The organism is Dyadobacter sp. CY327, from assembly GCF_021390415.1.
GTDB classification, from domain to species: domain Bacteria; phylum Bacteroidota; class Bacteroidia; order Cytophagales; family Spirosomataceae; genus Dyadobacter; species Dyadobacter chenhuakuii.
Map to the genome: position 1 here is coordinate 964,502 of NZ_JAJUXJ010000007.1, position 24,796 is coordinate 989,297.

Below are 24,796 nucleotides of genomic sequence, written 5' to 3' on the forward strand. Positions count from 1 at the left end.
AAATCGGTTCCGATAAAATGATGAAAGAGGTTGCAGGTGCTAAGCTAATACAAATCCCGACCACATCAAATTTTTCATTTCAGGTGCTAAAATGAGACTTGGCATAAGTTTTATAATTTTATTAGAGTTCTATGGAAAATTTAAAACAACAGAAAAACGAAGGAAGATTAATCATTGTAGCCTATCGATTGCCATTTAAAATCGTCAGGGAAAACGATCAGGTGCAATTATTCCAAAATTCAGGAGGCCTTGTTTCGGCTGTACTCTCCCTGGTTAAAGATAAAAATGGGCCCGTATTCAACGAGGGTGATAAGATCCAGTGGGTCGGTTTCTCGGAGAATACCAGGGAAGAACTGGAAGGCCAATCGCTTACCAATGATGACTTTCAGGCGCACCCGGTTTTTATTCCGGATGATGTGAATGAAAATTACTACGAAGGTTTCTGCAATAATCTGATCTGGCCGCTATGCCATTATTTTCCTTCCCTCGCGCGGTTCAATGATGAATATTTTGAGGCTTATCAAATTGCTAATAAACTGTTTTTTGATAAAATTCAGGAAATCATACAACCGGGTGATGTGATTTGGGTACAGGATTATCAGCTGATGCTGCTGCCCGAAATGATCCGCAGTAAATTTCCTGATAATAAGATAGGATTCTTTTTCCATATTCCTTTCCCGTCGTTCGAACTGTTCCGCTTGCTGCCCGTTACCTGGCGTAAGGCCATTGTGAATGGAATTTTGGGAGCAGACGTGGTTGGTTTTCATACAAATGACTATGTTGAATATTTCCTGAAAGCAGCGCGGCTTGTGTCGGGCTATGGAAACAAGCTGCATTACATTAACATGAGCAACCGGATCGTGAAAGTTGATTCATTCCCTATCAGCGTAGACTTTGAGAAATTCAATGATGCGTACGACGAACCTATGGTTGCAGAGGCGCGCAACGAAGTAAGGCAATCTCTGAATCAGAAGATCATATTTTCGGTGGACAGGCTGGATTATTCCAAAGGCATTATTCACCGGTTGCGCGGTTTTCAGCGTTTTTTGGAAAGATATCCGCAGTGGCACGAAAAAGTTTCGTTCGTTATGGTCGTGGTTCCCTCAAGGGACACCATCGAGCAGTATCAGCAGATGAAATCGGAGATCGACCAGACGGTGGGCCGCATTAATGCGGATTATGGAAACATTTACTGGCAGCCGATCATATACCAGTATCGCTCAATGCCTTACCATGAACTGGTAGGCATGTACACGGCGAGCGATGTTGCATTGATCACACCTGTCCGCGATGGAATGAACCTTGTTTGCAAGGAATATGTGGCAAGCCGCAAGGACCGGAAAGGTGTGCTTATCCTGAGTGAAATGGCCGGTGCGGCTGCTGAACTCGGAGAGGCGTTAATTATTAATCCACTTGATGTCCAGGACATTGCGGATGCTATTAAAATAGCTTTTGAAATGCCCGAAGAGGAGCAGACAAAGCGGATGGATGCTATGCGTGAACGTATCAAAGCGTACGACGTGTTTGCCTGGACAGAAGACTTTTTTACCCAAATGACCATGTTAGAACAAGAGCACGAGCGCCTGAGACAGGTTTTTCTTACCAATAAAGGCATCGACGCCATTCGTCATGCCTATACATCTGCAACCAATCGTATCCTTTTCTTTGACTACGACGGCACCTTGGCGCCCATCGTGCCGGATCCTTCCAAAGCCATTGTATCGGAGGATGTTAAGAAACTGATCCTGGAAATTGCGAAGAGGGATACGGTCATTATCATTAGCGGACGTGATCGTCATTTTCTGGATAATCTCTTTAAAGACCTTCCTGTTCATATCATTGCCGAACATGGGGCACTAATACGCACCAAAGGAAGTGATCAGTGGGTTTTGAATGAGAATTATGAAGAAAACTGGAAAGAGAGCATCCGTCCGATTATGGATATTTATGCCAAGCGGTGCCCGGGTGCATTTGTTGAGGAAAAAGAAACTTCGCTAGCATGGCATTATAGGACAGCCGACGATAAAGAATACGCCCAGAGACGTGCGCAGGAGCTGCTTTGGCAACTCAAAAACTACATCCAACCGGAGCTGAATTTGCAGGTTATCGATGGTAGCAAAGTTGTCGAAGTTAAAAAGACCGCATTTAACAAAGGAACCGCATCCCGGGCTTTTGTTGAAAATGGTAACTATGACTTTGTACTGGCCATCGGTGATGACACTACGGACGAGGATATGTTCGAAGCACTTCCCGAAACTGCTTTCACGATCAAGATCGGCGACGATTTGTCCGCAGCCAGAAACCACATTAAAAGCCAGGAAGAAGTTTTTCATTTCCTTAACTTTATGGTTTCATCCATCGCGGAATAAAAAGACATGCAAGAAGAGCTTCGGCTGCTGCGAAAACTTATAGAATCAGTCAGGCCGCTGAATGACGAAGACTGGGATGCATTTTCGGGAATATGGAAACCGTATACAGCCGGTCGTAAGGAAGTAGTTACGACGGCTGGCCAAACCGAAAATTATTTGTATTTCGTCGTCAAAGGCATTCAGCGGGTTTATTATCTGGACGATCAGCACCGCGAGGCAACGCTGGCTTTTATGTATCCGCCTTCGTTCGGTGGCGTTGTGGATTCACTGCTCCTGGGCCAGCCTTCCAGGTATTATTATGAAACACTTACCCCATCAGAATTTCTGCGAGCTCCCGTCAACGACTTGCAAGCAATGATGGCTAAGCACGTGGCAATTGCCGATATGGTCCGGCTTGGCGTTACCCAAACGCTTTCCGGCATCCTGGAAAGACTGGTGGAAGTGCAGTGCTTTTCTTCTGAAGATAAATTCCGGAACTTGCTTCGCCGCAGCCCGCACATATTACAGCTAGTGCCACACAAGTATCTGGCCAATTACCTGGGCATAGACGCAACGAATTTTAGTAAGTTGATAAATAAGGTCAGGATTTGAAATGTTGGTTTTTACCAAAAAATTATCCCGCCGCGGTTCTCATTTTTGCATTATAAAACAATAGCAAAATGAAACCTGTAAACAAAGCCGAACTGCTACGAAACCTGGAAGATAGGGTAGAGGAGCACATTTCCGAAGCCATTGCCCTCTTTCAGAACCTCAGCAATGCCGAACTTAACAAGCCGTCCCCAACTGGTGGCTGGAGCATAGCACAATGTCTGGACCATCTCAATAGTTACGGAGACTTTTATTTGCCACACATTAAAAAAGGTTTGTTAAATTCAGCTGATGCCCATACTTCTGAGTTTAAAAGCTCCTGGTTTGGTGCGTATTTCACAAAAATGATGGACCCGGAAACTGGTAAAAAGAAATATAAGGCAATGAAAGGTCATATTCCTCCCTCAGATCTGAGCGGCGCGAAAGTTGTGGGGGAATTTCTGCGGCAACAGGAAGCATTAATGGACTATATCAGGAAAGCCCGTAACAAGGATCTTGGTAAAATTAAAATTCCCATATCCATCTCCAAGCTGATTAAGCTTCGGCTTGGAGATGTGTTTCAGTTTCTGATTGCCCACAATGAGCGGCATATGCAACAGGCAAAACGGAATTTGATGAGCGCGAAAGCAGCAAAAAACGGCTAGGTTAGCGACAGTCCTTTCGGTTCGCTCAGATTTTCCAGCTTTACAAAATGACAAACGTATCCCGCTGAACGTAAGACAGCCTGGATCTTTGAAAAATCAGATAACTCTGAGGTTAGGGTCAATAACAAATCCTGAAAATCGTAAGCCCAGTGCTTCACATTCAGTTGTTTAAGGCAGTCGTGCAATCGCTGGAAGGATTTGTTGTTCTTTATTTTGGTTCGAAATGATATTTTATATGTATTACGCATGTTACTCGAAATTTATGAAGGGATAGTCCGGAATGAAACCTGGTCAAGCATTGGAATATTGGCCTACTAACGTTTATCAAAGATGGCGCTTATTTATAATAATTACAAATAAGTAAATGTTAATTTATCTTAAAATGCATTACAAAAAAAAGCTTTACAACTCTTATGCAAGTTGCAAAGCTTTTCCCTAAATAGTATTATTGGAATATTAAGATTTTATTAGATTTTTCCGAAGTAGATCATTTCCAGCTACGATCCAGAAAATCAACCCAGTTGCGCCACATGATTTGTTCAATATCCGCGGCAGAGTAACCTCTTGCAGATAAAATCCCGGTTATCGATTGCAGGTCGGCAATGGAATCCAGGTCCATAGGCGACTGCTCTTTTCCATATGCACCATCCAGATCGGAGCCGATCCCGACGTGCAATGCATTTCCTGCAAGCTGGCAGATATGGTCGATATGTTCGGCCACATGCTCGATCTTCAAACCCATATTTTCCGGGGTCGATTTCCCGCGGACCCAGCCCGGGATCATCATCCACGCATCGAACGCCATGCCGATAACTGCTTTTCTTTCGAGCAGCTCCCTGATCATTTCGTCCGAAAACTGCCTGTTATGCGGCGTAATCTTCCGGACCAGGTTATGACTGGCCCACACAGGACCCTTGAAAATATCCAGCGCCTCCCAGAACGCCGTATCGCACAAGTGTGTCGCGTCCAGAATGATATTCAGCTTTTCCATTTCACGCAGCAGATCTTTCCCTTTCTGGGATAATGGCTGGTCGGAATCTGTCCCGTAAGCATACACGCCCGGGCCATAATGTGCCGGTCCGATCGCGCGCAAACCGTATTGATAGGCGATTTCCAGGTTTTTGAGGCTGATAAAGGAATCGGCCCCTTCGAGACTCAGGATATAGCCAATCGGCAGGTTTTCGGTAGACGCTGCATTTTTCCAAAGATCTAAATGTTGATGTAAGCCGGGAAGATCTACAATCTGCACCATTTCACCGGTTTCTTCCATTGCTTTGTACCACGCGATTTGCGCTTGCGTTTGCGCCCATGCCTGTGCCTGCGAATGCCAGCCTGGGATTTTGCTGTCGGGTTTCACAAAACGGGCGATCTGTGTTGCTACGCACATGCCAATGTTGCCTTTACGCATTTCCGGAAAACTGACAACGCCTTTGCCGCGGTCTGGTTTATCGGTCAGGTTTGCTTCACGTTGTCGGATTGCATTTAAATCCTGGGTAAGGTCCCGGTTCCATTCCACAGCATTCATGGAAAGGTCGAGATGGGCATCGAAAAGAAACATTTTATTTTGTTTAGGAATTGAATTAAATGGTCAGGCGTCTGTTACGGGCCACGATTTTCCACTCGTCGGTCACTGCTCCGTTTTCAATGATGGAGGCAAAGTCATGCAATGCAACCGTCGGGCAGACGTGGTAGGGCAGGGCATAGAGCACATCGCCGATCTCCGTAGCATCCCAAACGTCTCGCGTAACCTGCAAAACGCCATGTTCCTCGCTCTGTCCGATCAATGTATAGCTCGGCAGGTTGAGCAATTTAAACCTGTTTTCAATCGGACTTTCTGGCGCAATGGCTTTATGACCCAGATCAATGGTGACAATGCCAGCCGTGGGTTTGGACACAACACGGGTCAGGACCAGTGCTGCGTGCTGAAATGGCTGACCATCAAACCGGTCGCCATAACCCCAGTCCCAAAGCACATTTGTGCCCGGGCTCAGATACACATCCGGGCGCATGGCGTGTACGGTAAATGAAGGAGAGCCCCCGGCGATGATCATGGGCGCATTGCCCGTATGGTTTTTGATCAGGTCAAAGAGTGGAAGGACAGTTTCGAATGCTTCATCCACAGCCAGTTTACGATCGGTGAATTCCGGATCACGCAGATGACCGTCATACACATGAACGCCGCCGAAGGAAACGTTGGACAGTCCGGAAATGTAACGATATAAGGAAAGCAATGTGACGTCGGTAACGTGTCCCGAGCGGTTCATGCCATTATTTACATCAATATATACATTGAAAATAACATCATTGGCAATGCCCAGGTCATTCAGGTCGTCCGCCGATTTCTCGTTATCGACAAGGGAAGCGAAACTCACATCCTGGAATTTCTCGCGCAGAGCCGACAGTCTGGTAATGTTCGGGCCAACCATCTGGTAAGCAAGCAAAATCCATTTTGCACCGGCATCGGCAAGCATTTCGGCTTCTGCGATCGTGGCGCATTTGAACTTATTGATGCCCTGTTCCAGCTGCATTTTTACGATTTCGCTGGATTTATGCGTCTTTACGTGGGGAATAAGCCTGTCGGCATCGCCGGCAATGCTTACCATGCCACGGATATTGTTTTCGATCCGATCCTTATAAAAAAGGAGTGAAGGAGAAATGACGTTTTCCGGGTTATTTAGCTGAAACCACATATATAGGAATTTTGAATGATTGAATGACTGAATGATTGAATGACCATACAAAACATTCAGTCATTCAATCATTCAGTCATCGCCCGGCGACCCGGTTAAAATTATTTCTCTTCAAGCTCAAACATCACCTCAATCTCCACCGGAATGTTATCAGGAAGGCTTCCCATTCCCACCGCGCTTCTAACGCCGATTCCGTTTTCTTCGCCCCAGATTTTAGCAAAAAGTTCGCTGCATCCGTTGATGATGAAGGGGTGTTTTTCAAAGTCGGGTGTGCAATTGACCATGCCTAAAACTTTGATTACGCGCTTGATCCGGTTCAGGCTTCCCAGGTTTGCTTTCAATGTCGACAGGATCGTCAATCCAACCTGGCGCGCTGCCAGCTTTCCTGCGTCCGCGTCCATATCCTTACCGATCCGTCCTTTGATTAATGTTCCGTCATCCTGCACCGTTCCGTGTCCAGAAACATAAACCCAGCGTTTGTCGACGATCAGAAGCGGCTTGTAAACGCCAAGTGGCTTTGGAGCGGGAGGAAGATTAAGGCCAAGGGCAGCGAAGTTGGATTCAGGGGTCGTGTTCATTTTGTAATGAGTGAATGAGTGAGTTTTGAATGATTGAATTCGTAGTCGGTGATATGATTGAATGTTGGATAAGCTTAGGAAATGATTTGTGACAACGTCTTTATGCGTATGATCATTCATTCAACATAAAAAACATTCACTCATTCACTCATTCAGTCATTCAAAATTAACTCCTAACAAACAAATTTAGTACTAAAACGCCCAGCAATCCCATTACAGACACAATTGTTTCCATAACCGACCAAGTGAGCAACGTGTCTTTGATGCTTAAATTGAAATATTCTTTGAACAGCCAGAAGCCGCCATCGTTCAGGTGGGAGAACATTAAACTACCTGAACCAATGGACAATACGAGCAGTTCGGGGGAAACATCTGAGGTTACCAGCAACGGTGAAAGTATGCCCACCGTGGTGAGTCCGGCAACGGTTGCTGACCCTACGCAAATGCGGATGATCGCAGCAATTCCCCAGCTTAATACCAACGGCGAAATGTCGACGCCCTTCAGGCTTTCGGCTATATAAGTGCTTACGCCGCTCGCTGTCATGATTTCTTTGAAAACCCCAGCTCCCGCAATGATCAGCAGGATTACGGATACGCCTTTGAATGCTTCTTCCATGGATTTGCTGACATGCTTCATATTCATTCCGCGACGGATCCCAAGCACATAAGCAGCAAACAATACGGAAATCAACATTCCGAAATAGGGTTCCGCAAGCAGGCCAATGATCTTATTGTCAGGATAAATGCGTTTTACGCCCGACATACTCGTCAGCAAAAATACAGGTAACAGAGCGGTTACCACGCTGATTCCCAATCCGGGTAATTCGGCTGTTGGCCGTGGTTTTACATTGAAAAGATCTTCGTCTGGTTTTGGCTGGAAGCGTTTCAGCGTGCTGCCGAAGAGCGGCCCGGCTACGGCGATCGCAGGAATGGAGACCATGATCCCGTATAATAATGTTTGTCCAAGATCCGCATTAAGCTGGCTGGCTATTGCGGCAGGCGAGGGGTGGGGCGGAAGATAGCCGTGCGCAACCGACAAAGCGGAAAGCATTGGAACACCCACATATAATAAAGGAAGGCGCGCAGTGGCACTGATCATGAATATCAAAGGAATGACGATCACAAAACCAGCATTGTAGAACAAGGGAATCCCGATCACAAAACCGGCCAGCGCCATGCCCCATTGAATGTATCTTTTCCCGAAAAGCCCGATCAGCGCATCTGTGATCCTTTGCGCCGCTCCGCTGTCCGCAACCATTTTCCCCAACATTGCACCGAAACCAACAATAAGAACGAGGTCGCCCAATGTTCCGCCAACGCCTTTTTGGATGGCTTTGCTAACCGTTTCCACATCCAGACCGCTAGCCAGGCCAAGTCCGATGGAGACGAGCAGGAAGGAGATGAAAGTGTCGATTTTGAGCCAGGCAATGAGGGCAATGAGGGCGAGTATGGCAATAAATGTCAGTAATAAAGGCATAATGGAATTGGGAGAAAAGTAAGCATTTAGGTAATAAGCTGGAAGAAACTAAAATTTAATGATAGAAGCCAATTAAGTTTTGAAAGCACATTCTTTCCTTAAAATCCGAAGGATCACCGATATACGAAAGGAATGCTGAAATAGCACAAAAGATAGTTTGTTAGAATGCTTTAAAATAGCGAAATTTGACTTTTTAGAACTTACATTATAGTATTAATTCATTGGGTAGTTGGACTTTTCAGCTGCTCGTTTAAATTTTCGATTCTTTTCTAATTCTTTATGGCAGAATCTTCTGGTGAAAACATTATCCCCATTAATATTGAGGATGAAATGCGTGGAGCATACATCGATTACTCGATGTCAGTTATTATTTCCCGCGCTTTGCCCGACGTTCGCGATGGTTTGAAACCGGTTCACAGGCGTGTGTTATACGGGATGTCGGATTTGGGTGTGAATTACAATCGCTCGCATAAAAAGTCGGCTCGTATAGTAGGGGAGGTTTTGGGTAAGTATCACCCGCATGGTGACTCGTCTGTTTATAATACAATGGTGCGTATGGCCCAGCCGTGGTCGCTGCGCTACCCGCTGGTTGACGGCCAGGGTAACTTCGGTTCGGTGGATGGAGATAATCCGGCGGCAATGCGTTACACCGAAGCAAGACTGAAAAGACTGGCTGACGAATTGTTGAACGACCTCGGAAAAGATACGGTTGATTTTCAGCCAAACTTTGACGATTCGCTTTCTGAGCCATCGGTTCTTCCTGCTAAATTCCCAAACTTGCTGGTTAACGGTTCATCCGGTATTGCGGTGGGTATGGCCACGAATATGGCGCCGCACAACCTTTCTGAGGTGATCGATGGCGTTTTAGCTTACATTGACAATAACGAGATTACCATTCCCGAATTGATGGAGCACGTGAAGGCGCCTGATTTTCCAACGGGAGGGATTATATATGGTTACCAAGGCGTTAGGTCTGCTTTTGAAACTGGCCGCGGAAGCATTATTATGCGTTCCAAGGCGTCATTTGAGGTTTCAAAAACAGGTAGGGAGCAAATCATCATTACTGAGATTCCTTACATGACCAATAAAGCCGCGATGATCGAACGCATTGCAGGCCTTATTAATGATAAAAAGCTGGACGGCATTTCGGACATCCGCGATGAATCTGACCGGGACGGGATGCGCATCGTTTTTGATTTGAAAAAAGATGCAGTCCCTAATATTGTATTGAACCACTTGTTCAAATACACGCCGCTGCAATCGAGCTTTGGTGTGAACAATGTGGCGTTGGTCAAAGGACGTCCGGTAACGCTCAATCTGAAAGACCTGATCAAACATTATGTCGATCACCGGATTGTGGTTATCACACGTCGTACCGAGTACGAACTTCGCGAAGCAGAGAAAAGAGCGCATATTTTGCAAGGTTTGCTGATTGCGCTGGATAACCTGGATGCCGTTATTACATTGATCCGTAACGCACGTGATCCGGAAATCGCGAAAACAGGTTTGATGGAGTCGTTTGAACTGAGCGAGATTCAGGCCAAAGCGATTCTTGAACTTCGTCTGCAACGGTTAACAGGTCTTGAAAGAGACAAGATCGTGAAGGAATACGAGGAGATCATGGTTTTGATTACGGATTTGAAAGACATTCTTGCAAACGAATCACGCAAGTATGACATTATCAGAACGGAATTAGGCGAGATTAAAGACCGTTACGGCGACGAACGCCGTACTAAGATCGAGTTTTCAGCAGAAGAATTCAGCGACGAGGATATGATCCCGGATGATGAAATGCTGATAACGATTTCGAATGAAGGTTATATCAAAAGAACACCATTAGCAGAGTATCGCACGCAGACAAGGGGTGGAGTAGGGTCCCGCGGAGTAAAAACCAAGGATACAGATTTTACCGAACATTTGTTCTCGGCAACGATGCTGAATTACCTGCTGATCTTTACGGAATATGGTAAGCTGTTCTGGATGAAGGTTTACGAAGTTCCGGAAGGAAGCAAGCAATCCAAAGGCCGCCCGATCCAGAATTTGATCAGCCTGGAAAATGGAGATTCCATTCGTTCAGTGATCAACGTTCGCACATTGTCAGATGCGGATTATATCAACAATAATTACCTCATTATGTGTACGCAGCAGGGCACAATCAAGAAAACTTTGCTGGAAGCATACTCTCGTCCGAGAACAAACGGAATTATTGCAATCTCAATTAATGAAGGCGACAGACTGTTGAATGTTGCGCTTACCAATGGCGACAACGACATTGTTATCGCATCGAGTGCAGGACGTGCTGTTCGTTTCAATGAAAAAGGAGTTCGACCGATGGGCAGAACTGCCGCAGGTGTTCGTGGTATCAATCTGAACGATGCGGATAACAAAGTAATCGGAATGGTTTGTATCAACCGCGAAGATGCCCAGCTGCTTGTTGTTTCAGAAAATGGTTTTGGAAAACGTTCTGCAATAGACAGTTACCGCATTACCAAGCGTGGTGGGAAAGGGGTTTCGACCATGAATGCCACCGACAAAGTGGGTAAATTAGTAGCAATCCGTGAGGTTACTGAGCAGGATGATCTGATGATCATTACCAGAAATGGGATTGCAATCAGAATGAGCGTACTGGACATTCGTCTGGCCGGCCGTAACACGCAGGGGGTTAAGTTGATCCGTCTGAACAATTCGGATGAAATTACTTCGGTTACACGAATCCTGAAAGATCCGGACGAAAAAGCGGAAGAACTGGATGAGAACGGAAACGTAATCCCGTCGGCAGCGATAGAAGGAACTTCGGACATGATCATCGTCTCGGCGGATGAGCAGGCAGAAGAGTTGGATGATGAAGAAGATGTGATTGAAGATGAAGACGACGAAGAAGATGAAAATGATCCTTCTGACGAGCCAGAGGCATGATTTTTGTAAAAATTATTTTAACTGATCTATATTTAGAATTCGAACAATCAATCACAACCAAAGTTTAATATTTATGAAAAAATTGTTTTTTGTGTCTGCACTTAGCCTTTTCAGTATGTCAGCGTTTGCGCAGGACGATGCTGTAAACAAGGCTGTTGTAGACCAGTTTCGTAAGGATAAAGAGAAAAGCGATAAAGACCTGACTGATGCAAAGGCTAGTGCAAAGGCTTCATTCTGGATGGAAAGAGCAAAATTGTATGAAAACATTGCTTTGCAGGGATCAGAAGTAGATTCAAGTGCAGCCAAAACGTCTTTGGAAGCTTACAAAAAGGTTGTGGAGCTTGACAAAACGAAAAAAGGCGAACCTGGTAAATCTGCGAAGGAAGCGGAAAATGTGCTCGCAGGCGGAGAGGGATCTCAACTTTTCAATGCATTTGTAAAGCAGGGTGCTGAAAAATACCAGGCGAAAAACCTGAACGGTGCTCTTGAAATGTTCACAGCTGCTCAGGAAATCAATAAGAAAGATACGCTGGCTTCGCTTTACGGCGGGATTGCTGCGCAACAGCTTGATAAGAAAGACGTTGCAAGAGAGCAATTCGAAAAATATGCTGCAAATGGCGGTAAAGATCCAAGCGTATTCTACGGATTGGCACAGCTATATCGTGAAGAGAAAAACTTTGACAAAGCGATTGAAGCTTTGAACAAAGGATTAGCGCAGTCGCCAAACAACAAAGACCTGAAAGCGGAAGTTGTTAACATTCTTTTGGCATCAGGTAACGAGTCTAAGGCGATCAGCGAACTGGAAGCATTGGCACAAGCTGATCCTAAAAATATTCAGAACGTGGTAAACCTTGCAATTCTTTACGATAACATGCAGCGCACAGCTGCGGACAGCGTGAAGCAGTTGAGTGCTAAAATGGGTTCAGGAAGTAAATCAGCTGCAAGTCTGACTAAAAACCTGGAAGCAGAAAAAAGCAAGATTGAAGTTTATGACGGCGAAGTGAAACGTATTGGTGCGTTGATTAAGAAGCAACCAAAAAATGCGGATCTGAAACGTCAGCTTGCAGATGTAAATGCTAAGAAAAAAGAAACGATCGCAACCATTGCAACAATGGAAGGCGAAGTGAAATCTGCGACGGAAGCTGCACAAAGCAGCGCATCGTCAGGATCTGAAAAACAATTGGCAGACCTGAAAGCGAAGCAGAAAGACGCAAGCGAGAAAGCTATTGCGAACTACAAGAAAGCATTGGAGATCGACGGTGCAAATTATGACGCTTTGTATAACCTTGGTGTTTTCTATTTCAACGAAGCTGTACAATTGAAAGGCGAAGTTGACAATATGAACATGACTGAGTATCAGCAACGCGGCAAAGAGATCGAAGGTCGTGTTTGTGGTAAGTTCAAAAAGGCTAAGCCATATTTTGAAAAAGCTATCCAAGCGAAAGACGAAGCTGAGGCAAAAGATAACTTGACTACTGTAAACGGAGTTCTTGAACAGTTCGCTGCAAAACAAGTTGCTTGCGTTGAAGAGTAAGAAATTTATTGATATAATAAATGAAACAAGCGCTGAATAGGCGCTTGTTTCATTTAGGGAAGTCTATTTAACATAATATAAATTATACAACAAATGTATCCTGAATTTAAGTTCAGCTTATGTCAATTAGAATTCGTTATATCAGTCTAAGGTGCGGGATGGGCTGTTCTATTCAATTCTAAGGGTGATCAATTTCGGCTATTTGAAGCTTATTTGGCTGATATTGAGCATTAATAGAGGCATTTTGAGCTCGGTAAAATGACAATCGTCATTTCGATTTATGCTGCTAAAAGTCCAGAAACGGGCCTTTTGGTAAAGAATATTGAAATGAAATCGAGATCGGATTTAAATGACGTTCTCGATTTCATTAAGTTTTGAATCAGGCAATGTCACAAATCTGTACACATTGTTTCAGGGAAGCCAGCGGTTCACGTTTTGGAATAAATTCCTGCGCGACAAAACCTTTATAGCCGGTGTCGACAATGGCCTTCATGATAGCCGGGTAATATAACTCTTGCCCTTCGTCAATTTCATTTCTGCCAGGAACTCCCCCGGTGTGATAATGTCCGATGTATTTGTGATATTTTTTGATCGTTGCTATGACATCGCCCTCCATAATGGACATGTGATAAATGTCGTAGAGCAACTTAAAGTTTTCAGAGCCAACCATTTCGCACAAGCCTGCACCCCATGAAGTATGATCGCACATGTAATCTTTGTGGTTCACCTTGCTGTTCAGCAATTCCATGATCATAGTAATTCCATGCTTTTCAGCAGACGGCATTAACCTTCTTAATCCGATTGCACAGTTACGCATACCGTCAATGTCGGACATGCCACGTCGGTTGCCCGAAAAACAAATGACTGTTGAATATCCCGCTTCCTTTAATTTGGGAAAAAGATCTTCGTAGCTTTTTACAAGCTCGTCATGTAATGCAAGATCATTAAAGCCTTTTTCAATTCCCATCCCGGCGCCGTTTGGCAATGCACAGGTCAGGCCATATTTTTTAAGTGTTGGCCAATCTTCCGGACCTAATAGTTCGATGGACGTTATGCCCATTTCCTTACATTCTTTTGCAAAAATGTCCAGCGGAATTTTGCCATAACACCATTTACAAACCGAATGATTGATCTTGCCATTTAGTTTTGAACCTAAGGCTTTTTCATTTGCAGCAAAAACTTCGGACAGTGAAAGCACGCCGGTGCCCGCGGCTAAACTCTTTAATACAGATCGTCTCGTAGACATATAAGTAAGTATTTTAAAATAAATATCAGGCGATGTCACAAATGGTTACACCCTGTTTCAAAGATGCGATGTCATCTTTACGGCTTGGAATAAATTCCTGACCTACAAAGCCTTTGTAACCGGTTTCGACGATTGCTTTCATGATCGTAGGGTAATACAATTCCTGCGTTTCATCAATTTCATTCCGTCCGGGAACGCCGCCTGTGTGATAATGGGCAATGTATTTGTGATATTTTTTGATTGTCGCAATCACGTCACCTTCCTGAATTTGCATGTGATAAATGTCGTAAAGAAGCTTGAATTTCTCAGAGCCAACCATTTCGCAAAGGGCTGCCCCCCACTCTGTCCGGTCGCACTGGTAATCCCGGTGGTTCACCTTGCTGTTGAGCAATTCCATTACCAAAGTTACATTGTGCTTTTCCGCAGTTGGGATTAGTTTTTTTAGTCCGACCGCGCAATTACGCATGCCGTCTGTGTCAGACATGCCGCGGCGGTTTCCCGAAAAGCAAATAATTTTGTCATAACCTGCCGCCCGAACTTTTGGGATCACATCTTCAAAACCTTTGATTAGCTCCTCATGGTTAGCTGGATCGTTAAAGCCTTTTTCAATATTTCTGGTCAGGCCCTCGCCCCATGGCAACGCGCAGGTTAGTCCGTGCTTTTTAATGATCGGCCATTCGGCAGGCCCCAGAAGCTCTATGGAAGTTATGCCGATTTTCTTGCAGTCCTGTGCGAAAGTTTCCAGAGGGATCTTCCCATAGCACCATTTACAAACGGAGTGATTGATCTTGCCATTGAGTTTCGGACCTAATGCTTTTTCCGATGCGGCAAATGCTTCTGCCAAAGAAACCGGTAAAGTCATTAATCCCGCGCTGGTGGCAATATTTTTTAAAACAGAACGTCTTTCGATACGTTTCATTTGCATGCAGAAAATTGTGGAACTGGATAAAAAAGTAGTGGTGCAAGGGATTCCCTGCACCACTATATTAAGCTTAATAAAACATAATCTACTCAAAAAATCAATGATCTATTTCCCGCCTTTCGGAGCCGAAGCTTCGGTATAAATCGGGTTATTTTTATTGCCTCCTGACATCAGGTAAGCAACCAGATCTCTTAATTCATTCGGATTCAAACCGTTGATCAAGCCTGGAAGCATGACAGAAACGGTTGACATTTTAGTAGATGCAACCTCTTTTTTGCTGATCTTGCGGATCGTTTTAGAATCAAACGGGTTCTGGGCAATGTAATAAGCGTTAGCATCTTCATTGATCTGACGACCTACAATTGACTCTCCCGATTTCATTGTATAAGCGACTGATCCAAACTGGTCCGAAATCGTTTTGTTCGGATCAATAATTGATTCCAGCATGTCTTTGGCCGAGAAACGTGTTCCGAGTTGTGTCAAATCTGGTCCTACATCATTGCCTTCGCCCTGAATTACGTGGCAACGGTTGCAAAGTACAGCCGAAAAAATCATCTTGCCTTTATCGAAATCGCGGTTAGCAAGGCTGTCCTGAACAAGCGCAACGGCTTCATCCAGCTTCCAGGCACGTCCGGGTCCTTTTGGCGAGTACATTTTTACCAGATCGTTACCGGTGCCGGTAAGTAACTCAGCACCAGACAGTTTGTTATAATAAGCAACCTTATCCTTCGGAACGTTTTTCAATGCCAGTTGTCGCGCCTTGTCTATAAATCCAATGTAGCTGCGACCACCCTGATAGCTGAATGCCTTGGCGAACCATTTGAAATATTGTTCACTCAATTGTGGCGTCCAGCCTGTTTTGGCGCTGCTCAACATGATTGCGTAGAACATCTGCTGTTGTGGCGGCATTTTTTCCAGAAGACCAGCCAAATCAAGACCATATTGAGGGTTTCTCAAAATAAGGTCGGCAGAAGCTGTCACCATTTCATTGTCCTTATCATCAAATTTCTCATTCTTCTGGATCAGCGCAAGCGTTTTTTCAACGGCTTTCGGCGCTTCGAGAGTGATCAGGATTTTGCTTAAAAAACGGTTCTGCAAAGCACTCGGAGATGGATATTTTGGATTCAAGTAAGCGATTACTGCTTGCTTTGTTGCCGCATCCGGCTGTCCTGTGCGGTAAAGCGTCACTTCGACAGCGCGAAGCAGTGCTTGTTTTTGAAGATCATTCAGCTTCGCATAGTCGATCTTGGTAAGTCCGTTTAAAATAGGCCCTCCTACTTTTGTAGAATCTCCTTCGCGCGCCAACGCTATGGATGCATAAATCAATGTTTGCGGGTCTTTTTCAGCATAAACTTTTTGTTCCCATTCTGCAACAGGCTGATGTTCAATTGCTAAGCGTGCTGCAAAGCGCAGGAAACGATCAGGACTTTTCAAATATGGCCATGAAGTTTCTACTGCTTTTGGATCTTTTACTGCATGGAATTTTTCCAGATCTGTGCGTTGCTTGTGTTCTGCCGTAAGCACAGGCTTTACTGTATTTGCACCAGCCGGGATATTTTTGTAGTCTCCATAATACACCCGGTAAAGGTCAGATTCCAGGCGGCGGCCACCGGTTAGGAAATACAATGCGCCATCCGGACCGATTGCTCCGTCTGTAAGAGGAAGTGGTGCTCCTGACAGAAACTCTTCGTGATCTGCCGAGTATGTTGAACCGTTTGGTTTCAAATGCAAACCGTGAACGATACCAAAACTCCAGTCAAATGCCAGGAGCGTGTTTTTGTATTTCGCCGGGAACCTTGCCTCGTTCAGGTAAATGAGGTTTGTAGGCGATCCCTGGCCAATGTTCATGATCGGTGAAAGGAAGTCCGCGAATGCTGGCGACGTGTTGGCTGAGCCTGTTCTCCATCCATAATCACCACCGCTGGTTGCGTGACAAACGCGGGTTGGGCGATACCATGGTGTACCGAAATCCCATTCCATATCCGAATCATAGATGAAAAGATCACCTGCTTCATTGAAAGCAATGTCATACGAGTTACGGTAACCTGCACTTACAAGTTCCCAGGATTTTCCTTCCGGATCCGTTTTCGCGATCCAGCCGCCTGGCGCATGTCTATCAGCTGCGTGTCCGCGAGGGTCTTTGATGAATGGGAAAAGATTGTCATTTTTCCAATTAGGCATCAGCCGATAGCTGTCCATTTTCGGAAGATCGGTGAAGTTACCGGCAACCACATAAAGCGATTTTTTGTCTGGTGAAAGCACAATGCTGTGCGGTCCGTGCTCTCCTTCGCCTTTCAATGGCTTAATCAATGTGATCTTGTCATATTGATCATTACCGTCTGTATCCTGCAACCGGTAAAAACCGCTTCCTTTCGGAAATTTGGTGCTTTCGCGGTTGTTGATCATTACATAAAGGCTGTTAAACGCATATAACAGACCATGCGCATAACCCATTGCCACCTTCGCAGTATCGCCTTCCACTTTCAAAGCTTCCACCTTTGGTTTTTCAGTAGAGCCGATTGGAGGCAATACAAGCCGGAACAAACCGCCATACTGATCAGATGTGATCATCCGTCCTTTGTCATCAAATGTCATGGAAACCCACGAACCATTTTTTTCCTCGGAAGGACTATATAAATGTTCTGCTTTAAAGCCTTCGGGCAGTTTGATTTTATCCACCTTTGAACCCGGCGGACGGTGTTTGGCAGTTCGGTTACTGAGCATAACCCCGCAGAAAACGCCTACTGCAAGCAGCACGGCGAGTGTCATAGGAAGTTTAGACCATTGTTTTTTAGTGTACATTTTACAGCTAAGAGTTAAGTAAATATGAAAAAAGCATTCGTTCAGGGTGAAACTGGAATTCTACATTCTTTAATAAAGCAAATTTAAACTTCAAATAATCTGATAGATACAATATTAAGACGAAACGCTATTTTGACTATCCTGTTGTGTCGGGGAAAGTCAATGTTGAATGATTGAATGACAGAATGAATGAATGCACGGGGCCACTGCGCTGAATGAGTAAATAAAAAAATGAGTGAATGATTGAAACATTGAATCCATATTCAACATTCACTCATTCACTCATTCAACATTCAGCGCAGCGGCGCCCGCTCATTCATTCATTCAATCATTCAATCATTCAACATTCAATCATTAAAAATGCGGCGTCAACGCTGCTTCTACTGCCGGCAGACCGTAATAGTCGTCCAGGACTGTGAATGCGTTTGGCGGAGGAACGGCTCCTTTGGGGAAGTAGTAAGCTTGTGGATTGGCTTTTACTTTTGCCCCATAAGCGCCGATGATCTCCTTCACACGGCCGGTGCGGGTGAGGTCGAACCAGCGCTTGTTTTCGAATGCAAGCTCAACACGTCTTTCCTTGAAGATCGCTTCACGCATGGTTGCTTGCGATGTCGCTTTTGTTGCGGCAAGGCCTGCGCGGGTACGAACCTGGTTGAGGTAAGTGGCTGCTTCGGCTGGTTTTCCTAATTCGTTAAGCGTTTCTGCCATGAAGAGCAACACCTCTGAATAACGGTAAACGGGCCAGTTCTGACCAGTGTTGTTATGCAGTGAGTGCGGCTTAGCATATTTTTTGATGTACGGATAAGTCTTATTTTCTGCAAGACTTCCGCTCAAAGTCACATAACCAATGGAAATGTCTTTCCGCTTGTCACCTGTTTCATAAGCTGCGATCAGATCCGGCGTAGGAATGTTGTTACTTTCCTGCGAAGTGGCCTGAGGGTTTGACGTGCCCGTAAGCGGAGCGATTTCAGTGGCGGAAATTGGCGAAGGGATAAAACGGTAGATCTGATTACCATTGTACCCGGCCGATCCTTCCATATACTGGATCTCAAACACCGATTCTGCATTGTTCTTGTTTGCAGTCGTTGTCGAGAATGCATTGGTATAATCCGGCATCAGCGAATAGCCGTCGTTTGTGATCACATCCTTTAACACCGGTTCAGCCAAAGCCCATTTTTTCTGGGTAATGTAAAGGTTGGCCAACAATGTTTTCGCAGCACCCGAAGTGGCACGCCCTGCCTCTTGTTTTGCTTTATTCAGCAACAGGCCACCCGCTTCTTTTGCGTCATTTTCTATTTGTGCATAAATCTCTTCGGTGCTGGCCAGCGGCGATGCAGCATCTTCACGTCCAACAACAGGCACAAGGTGAAGCGGCACTTTTCCGAACAGCCGCACAAGGTCAAAGTATGCAAATGCCCTTAGGAACAACGCCTGACCTTTCAGGTTTTTCTTGCGATCTTCTGCGAAATCCACACCGTCAATCAGTGCGAGAATTTGGTTCGCTCTTGCAATAATCTGATAATTAAGACGATACTGAACCAGTACGTTGTCATTTGCAGTAACACCTCCCGCAGTTGGAACCGCGAAGTCGGCAACGTTTTCAGTTGCGTCCACCGCACCGTAGAGGGTGTTTCTTGCATAATACGTATTATCCGAATGCATTTCCTCCAACACCCAGGCACGTTCGTTGTACATCTGGCGGAACGGAACATAGGCAGCATTGACAGCCTGTTGAAAATCCGATTCCGTTTTGAAAAATATTCCGTAGCTCAATGCCGTTTCCGGGATAACAGTCAGGAATTCTTCGCGGCATCCTGCTAACGCAAATGTCAGGAACCAGGTCGCTATATATCTTTTTTTCATCTTCTGATAATTAATATTGAATTGAATGTTGGCTGGCTTAGAAATTCATGTTCACACCCAATGTCCATGTACGTGGAACCGGATAATTCGAGAAATCCACACCTTGGCTCAGGTTACCACCGTCACCATTACCATCACCTTGTGCACTGGTTTCAGGGTTAGGTCCGCCCCAGTATTTGGTGAAAACATAAACCTGCTGGATTGAACCGTAAACACGGGCATTCTTGAAAAACTTATTCACCTTACCAATGTTGTAGCCGATTGTAATGTTCTTGATCGTGAAATAAGAAGCGTCCGCTACAAAGTGCGAGCTGTTCCAGTCTCTCTCGATACCCGTGTAGTTACCGCCATTGTTAGTTGCTCCGTACATTCCATTACCCTCGCTGATCACCGTAGTCGCAACACCGATTCCATTAACTGTTGTGTTTTTAACACGGAAACGATCTTTTACGCCCGCCACCATGTTGAATACACCGTCGAGGTTGGCCGTGCTGTAAAGGTGACGCACCCAAAGTTCGTTGCCATACGAGCCCGATCCTGCAATAGAGAAATCCCAGTTGCCATATTTCAGATCGTTAACGATTCCGTAAGTAAATTTAGGAAATGGGTTACCGATAATGGTACGGTCATCTGCGTCGCCGCCGTATGTAATGGTGCCATCGCCATTCACATCTTTTAGTTTGATTGTTCCGATTGCTGAACGTCCGGGAATGATCGGCGAGTTAGCCAAATCTTCTGCGCTCCTGTAAAACCCTTCTTTCACCATTCCGTAAAACTGACCAAACGGTTGACCAACCTGTGTGATGTGGAATGATCCGTAAACACGATCGATGCCTGGTGCAAGTTCCATTACCTTATTTCTATTGAAAGAAATGTTTGCATTGGTTGTCCATTTCAGCTTTCCATCCAGGTTTCTGGTTGTCAAAGAAAATTCATGGCCCCAGAATTTGATCTCACCAATGTTGTCATTGTAGAATGGGAAACCCGATTCCTGCGGAACCTGTACAGCATAAAGCAAATTGGTAGTCCGCTTCGTGTAGAAGTCATAAATGAACTGAATCCGGTCGTTGAATAAACCTAAATCAAGTCCAATGTCAAATTGCTTGGTTGTTTCCCAGCCCAGGTTTCTGTTTGCCAAAGATGATACAACAGCACCAGTAGCCACATTTCCGCCGAAAACAGCATTGGTAGTGTTGTTCACAAGCGCATATTGTGTGTAGTTACCGATGTTGTTGTTACCAATCACACCAAAGCTACCACGTACTTTTGCAAAGGAAACTTGTCTTACATTTTTAAGAAATTCTTCGTCAGATACGACCCAACCCGCAGATGCAGACGGGAATGTTCCCCAAAGGTTATCTGATCCGAAACGCGACGAACCGTCCGCACGCACAGCCGCAGTAAATAAATATTTTCCTTTGTAATTATAGGAAAGACGGGATAGATAAGACGTCAATGCCCACTCGTTTGCACCGGTTTGTGTTCCGCCGCGGTTGATGTTGATCGCTCCCTGAACAGTTGGAAGTCTGTCATCCGTGTAAGTATCAGCCTGGATACGCGTAAAATCCTGACGGTAACGCTGCTGGGTATATCCCGCCAGTAATTCAAAGTTGTGATCTCCGAAGCTGCGGTTGTAAACAGCCGTGTTCTCATTCAGCCAGCCTACATTTTCCAGACTTTGGCGGATAGAAACAGCCGTTGTCGGGATTGCTACGTTAATATTACTGGTTGCCGTTGAAGGGTTGAAAAAGAAAAATTTGTTGTTTTCGTATTCAATATTCAATGTGGCCCTCAATTTCAGACCCTTAATCGGACTGTAAACAAGATAAGTGTTACCAAGTAATTTGGTGTTCTTGTTCTCATTAGTTAACTCTTCTGCTGCCCGCACCCAGTTTGGATACTGGAAAATGTTTCCGGTCCCCTCTGGAAAGGTGTTTACCTTAGTTAGTTGACCATTTTCATCACGAATCGGCATGACCGGCCATGTATGCAATGCATTGAAAAGGATACCTGTACCGCGGTCGCCATCGGTTCTCGGGGTGTTATCAAAAATATACTGAGGAGCAATGTTGAAGCCGATCTGTATCTTATCTGAAACGTCGTACTCAGAATTCATCCGTAGTGAATATCGTTTGTAATCGTTATTTACAACGACACCTTTTTGATTGAATATCCCCGCTACCAACGACGTTTTCAATTTGTCCTTATTGGAAGTGATTGTAAGGTTGTAACTCTGGATCGGTGCATTGCGCAAAACTGCATCATACCAGTCGTTATTTTTGTTAGCATATTGCTCTGGGTTCTTAAATGCTTCCGGAACGGCTTTGTTCTCGTCTTCGAAAAGCTCCTTTTTGAACTGGGCGAATTCCTGAGCTGTCAGCATTTCCACGCGGCCTTTTTTAGGTACATTCTGGATACCGTAATAAGCGGTAAATCCTACATTGGTTTCACCTGGCTTGCCACGTTTGGTTGTGATAAGCACAACGCCGTTGGCTGCACGCGAACCGTAAAGAGAGGTCGAGGCTGCGTCTTTCAATACAGAAATATCTTCAATCTCATCCGGGTTCAAAGCACCAATGTTACCAGTAATAGGGAAACCGTCGATGACATATAACGGATCGCTGCCCGCGGAAACCGAAACCTGGCCACGAACACGGACCGACATTCCCTGACCTGGCTTACCAGTGGTTTGGTTGATCTGCACACCTGCAAGACGTCCTTGCAGTTTTTGCGTGATCTGGGAAACGGGCACGTCCTTAATGTCTGCCGCGCTAACTGTCTGAACAGCTCCTGTAATTTCTCTCTTTAACTGGCTACCATAACCTACAACAACCACTTCGGTGAGTGCTTTGGAGTCTGTTGCAAGCGTTACGTCGATAGTTGCACCGGAACCAATCGCAACTTCCTGAGACAGAAAGCCTACCGAAGAAAAAATTAAAGTTCCACCTGCATCAGGCACATTAATGGTGTAGGATCCTTCGGCGTCGGTAACAGTACCGGTCGTAGATCCTTTGAGTACAATGCTTACGCCAGGGACTTTTTCGCCGGCTTCATCGCTAACCTTACCTTTAATGGTTTTGTCAACGGAAATGTTTTTGTTATTAAATACAGGATTAGGCGTAAAAAGCGGAGTTGCAACAGCCGAAATTCCGCAAGCAGTCCCAATGAGCACTTGACTCAGTGAAAGCTTAATCAGGGAATTCAACCGGGCACAATAGGATGATTGTCGAGATTGATTCATAAAAAGAAATTTTAGGTTTAGTGACTAGCAGGGGCTGGACCGTTCTCTCTTTGTTGACGGCGTGGAGCTTTGTTCATGTTTTCATATGAATATGGGTTAGGTGAATAGCTTGTAAGGGTTTAGGAATTGGTAAGGCGGATTGAAAGAACCGGATTGTCATATTTGTATAGGACAATAATTAATTCTTATAGTAATATATTGCAATACTAGGAGGATTGATACAACGGACTATCCTGCTCTGTCTGGTTTTAATTAATATTTAATTAGCAGGACTTTTTTGGATATAACTCATAAAAAAATCGCCAGGAGATACCACCCGGCGATTTTGACTCAGTTTAACTATTATGACAATAACTCCATCACTGCTTTTCCTTTCCCGTCGGGTGTAGTGTAAAACGGTCGTTTTTCTACTTCATACTGCGTGTCTTCCGCAATGCCGAGGGCGTGATAAATGGTCTGGTGGACGCCGTCTATCTTGATCGGATTTTCGATGGTTTTGCATGGACGTTCGTCTGCGGTCTTTCCATAAACAAACCCTTTCTTGATCCCGCCGCCGAACATTAACATGGAGCCGCCGTCTGTAAAATGACGGTGCATTCCGTAGAATTTCAGGTCTGAAAGAATGTCGGGCTGCTGCACCTGTTCCAATACTTTGGCGTCTGGCTTGCCTTCCACCATCATATCACGGCTGAATTCACTGGCCAGTACCACCATTGTCCGGTCAAGCAAGCCCTGTTTATCGAGGTCTTTGATCAATTGCGCAATCGGCCCGTCGATTTGTTTTTTCATCTCCTGCAATCTCGTATGGCCGTTCTCATGCGTATCCCATCCTTTAAATGGCTCATATTCAGTTGTTACGCTGATGAACCTTGCTCCTTGCTCTGTGAGACGACGTGCCAGTAAGCATCCCAGGCCAAATTTGCCTGTGTTGTAAATGTTATAGCTTTCTTTTGGTTCGGTACTTAGGTCAAATGCTTTGGATTCGGGTGAGTTCAGCAATGCATATGCCTGCTCCATTGACCTTTTCAACGATTCGCGCTGGTAATCGCTGCCGAATTCCCCTACCGGGCTGTTATTAATAAGCTCATTATAAAGCTGGTTCCGGCGCTCAAACCGTTTTGCGTCCATACCCACCGGCGGCCGCACGCTTTCGAGGCCCTGGCTTGGGTCAGGGATAAAGAACGGACCGAACTCGTTGCCCAGAAATCCTGCCGTATGAAAGGCCTTTAATTCTTCTGCTTCTCCGACAGTGAACCGCTGTCCAATGTCCACGAACGCGGGGATCACCGGATTTTTTGGACCCAGTTCTTTGGCTATCCAGGAACCCATATGCGGAGCTGCCACTGTTTGCGGTGGCTCGTAGCAAGTGTGCCAATGATACTGATGCCGGGAATGTAAAATGTGTCCCATATCAGCCGCCACATATGAGCGGATCAACGTGCCCTTATCCATCACTTTTCCAATAGACTGTAATCCGTCGGAAAAATGGATGCCATCCAAAACAGTAGGAACTGACTTGAAAGTGCTGAGCACGCGGTTGCCTTCCATGTCTTTTTCGAACGGCGTATAAAGCTTCGGATCGAAGGTTTCTGTGTGCGCCATGCCGCCAGCCATCCATAATAAAATGACGGTGTCGGCCGAAGATTCTGGACCGGATATGCCTTTGCAGGATGAAAGAATGTTTGATACAGGTGCTCCCGCAGCCAGCGCTGCCATTGTGGCGGCACTCGCTCTCTGCAAAAATTCTCTCCTATTCCAGGTAGTGTTCATCTCTAATGATTTTTTTATAAGCTCACTATTAAAGCATTATCAATTTTTACATCACATATTAATAATACTTTCTGTATTTATGTTATGTATTAAAAATAAATAAAGTAATGTATTATACTATGTATGCTAAGTACTAATTGATTTATGCTTTTGAAA

16 protein-coding genes are annotated in these 24,796 nt (G+C 45.1%); 5 read left to right on the top strand and 11 right to left on the bottom strand.

The genetic code is table 11. The annotated features are described in order from the left end of the window. Positions 1-131 precede the first annotated feature (131 nt). The 3 genes from LZG74_RS20480 (at position 132) to LZG74_RS20490 (ending at position 3,601) form a co-directional block, all read left to right on the top strand. The gene (locus LZG74_RS20480; protein ID WP_233798363.1) at positions 132-2,369 is read left to right on the top strand and encodes a bifunctional alpha,alpha-trehalose-phosphate synthase (UDP-forming)/trehalose-phosphatase; all 2,238 of its coding nucleotides are present in this window, start codon (positions 132-134) and stop codon (positions 2,367-2,369) included. Positions 2,370-2,375: 6 nt separating this feature from the next. Beyond that, the gene (locus LZG74_RS20485; protein WP_233798364.1) at positions 2,376-2,960 is read left to right on the top strand and encodes a Crp/Fnr family transcriptional regulator; all 585 of its coding nucleotides are present in this window, start codon (positions 2,376-2,378) and stop codon (positions 2,958-2,960) included. A 68-nt stretch (positions 2,961-3,028) separates the two neighbouring features. Beyond that, complete coding sequence (locus LZG74_RS20490) at positions 3,029-3,601, top strand: DinB family protein (RefSeq protein ID WP_233798365.1); 573 nt, start codon at positions 3,029-3,031, stop codon at positions 3,599-3,601. On the opposite strand, the gene LZG74_RS20495 is transcribed toward LZG74_RS20490, so the two are convergent. From LZG74_RS20495 to LZG74_RS20515, 5 genes are all read right to left on the bottom strand, one after another. Beyond that, positions 3,598-3,849 carry a hypothetical protein gene (locus tag LZG74_RS20495; protein ID WP_026632066.1) on the bottom strand — a complete coding sequence of 84 codons (252 nt, stop codon included), beginning with the start codon at positions 3,847-3,849 and terminating at the stop codon, positions 3,598-3,600. The genes LZG74_RS20490 and LZG74_RS20495 overlap by 4 nt on opposite strands. A gap of 239 nt (positions 3,850-4,088) precedes the next feature. After that, on the bottom strand, positions 4,089-5,159 hold the full coding sequence (locus LZG74_RS20500) for a dipeptidase (RefSeq protein WP_233798366.1): 1,071 nt from the start codon (positions 5,157-5,159) through the stop codon (positions 4,089-4,091). A gap of 22 nt (positions 5,160-5,181) precedes the next feature. Continuing rightward, the gene (locus tag LZG74_RS20505) at positions 5,182-6,291 is read right to left on the bottom strand and encodes a D-TA family PLP-dependent enzyme (RefSeq protein WP_233798367.1); all 1,110 of its coding nucleotides are present in this window, start codon (positions 6,289-6,291) and stop codon (positions 5,182-5,184) included. 101 nt (positions 6,292-6,392) lie between these two features. Further along, entirely contained in the window at positions 6,393-6,869 is a 477-nt protein-coding gene (locus LZG74_RS20510) for a RidA family protein (RefSeq protein WP_233798368.1), read from the bottom strand. A 166-nt stretch (positions 6,870-7,035) separates the two neighbouring features. After that, positions 7,036-8,346, bottom strand: coding sequence for a gluconate:H+ symporter (locus LZG74_RS20515; protein WP_233798369.1), 1,311 nt, complete (start codon positions 8,344-8,346; stop codon positions 7,036-7,038). A 279-nt stretch (positions 8,347-8,625) separates the two neighbouring features. Here LZG74_RS20515 and gyrA point away from each other — a divergent pair, with 279 nt between their 5' ends. Both gyrA and LZG74_RS20525 read left to right on the top strand, forming a co-directional pair. Then, positions 8,626-11,262, top strand: a complete 2,637-nt coding sequence (gene gyrA, locus LZG74_RS20520) for a DNA gyrase subunit A (protein ID WP_233798370.1) — start codon at positions 8,626-8,628, stop codon at positions 11,260-11,262. Between the two features lie 73 nt (positions 11,263-11,335). Next, on the top strand, positions 11,336-12,796 hold the full coding sequence (locus LZG74_RS20525; RefSeq protein ID WP_233798371.1) for a lipopolysaccharide assembly protein LapB: 1,461 nt from the start codon (positions 11,336-11,338) through the stop codon (positions 12,794-12,796). Positions 12,797-13,175: 379 nt separating this feature from the next. Here the strand turns inward: LZG74_RS20525 and LZG74_RS20530 are convergent, their stop codons facing one another. The 6 genes from LZG74_RS20530 to LZG74_RS20555 form a co-directional block, all read right to left on the bottom strand. Continuing rightward, the gene (locus tag LZG74_RS20530; protein WP_233798372.1) at positions 13,176-14,042 is read right to left on the bottom strand and encodes a hydroxypyruvate isomerase family protein; all 867 of its coding nucleotides are present in this window, start codon (positions 14,040-14,042) and stop codon (positions 13,176-13,178) included. A gap of 25 nt (positions 14,043-14,067) precedes the next feature. Then, the gene (locus LZG74_RS20535; RefSeq protein ID WP_233798373.1) at positions 14,068-14,961 is read right to left on the bottom strand and encodes a hydroxypyruvate isomerase family protein; all 894 of its coding nucleotides are present in this window, start codon (positions 14,959-14,961) and stop codon (positions 14,068-14,070) included. Positions 14,962-15,069: 108 nt separating this feature from the next. Beyond that, a complete protein-coding gene (locus LZG74_RS20540) occupies positions 15,070-17,766 on the bottom strand; it encodes a c-type cytochrome (protein WP_233798374.1) in 2,697 nt (898 codons plus the stop codon). A gap of 354 nt (positions 17,767-18,120) precedes the next feature. Next, on the bottom strand, positions 18,121-19,629 hold the full coding sequence (locus LZG74_RS20545) for a RagB/SusD family nutrient uptake outer membrane protein (RefSeq protein WP_233798375.1): 1,509 nt from the start codon (positions 19,627-19,629) through the stop codon (positions 18,121-18,123). 37 nt (positions 19,630-19,666) lie between these two features. Further along, the gene (locus tag LZG74_RS20550) at positions 19,667-22,870 is read right to left on the bottom strand and encodes a TonB-dependent receptor (protein ID WP_233798376.1); all 3,204 of its coding nucleotides are present in this window, start codon (positions 22,868-22,870) and stop codon (positions 19,667-19,669) included. Between the two features lie 342 nt (positions 22,871-23,212). Next, positions 23,213-24,640 carry a DUF1501 domain-containing protein gene (locus tag LZG74_RS20555; RefSeq protein ID WP_233798377.1) on the bottom strand — a complete coding sequence of 476 codons (1,428 nt, stop codon included), beginning with the start codon at positions 24,638-24,640 and terminating at the stop codon, positions 23,213-23,215. Positions 24,641-24,796: the final 156 nt, after the last annotated feature.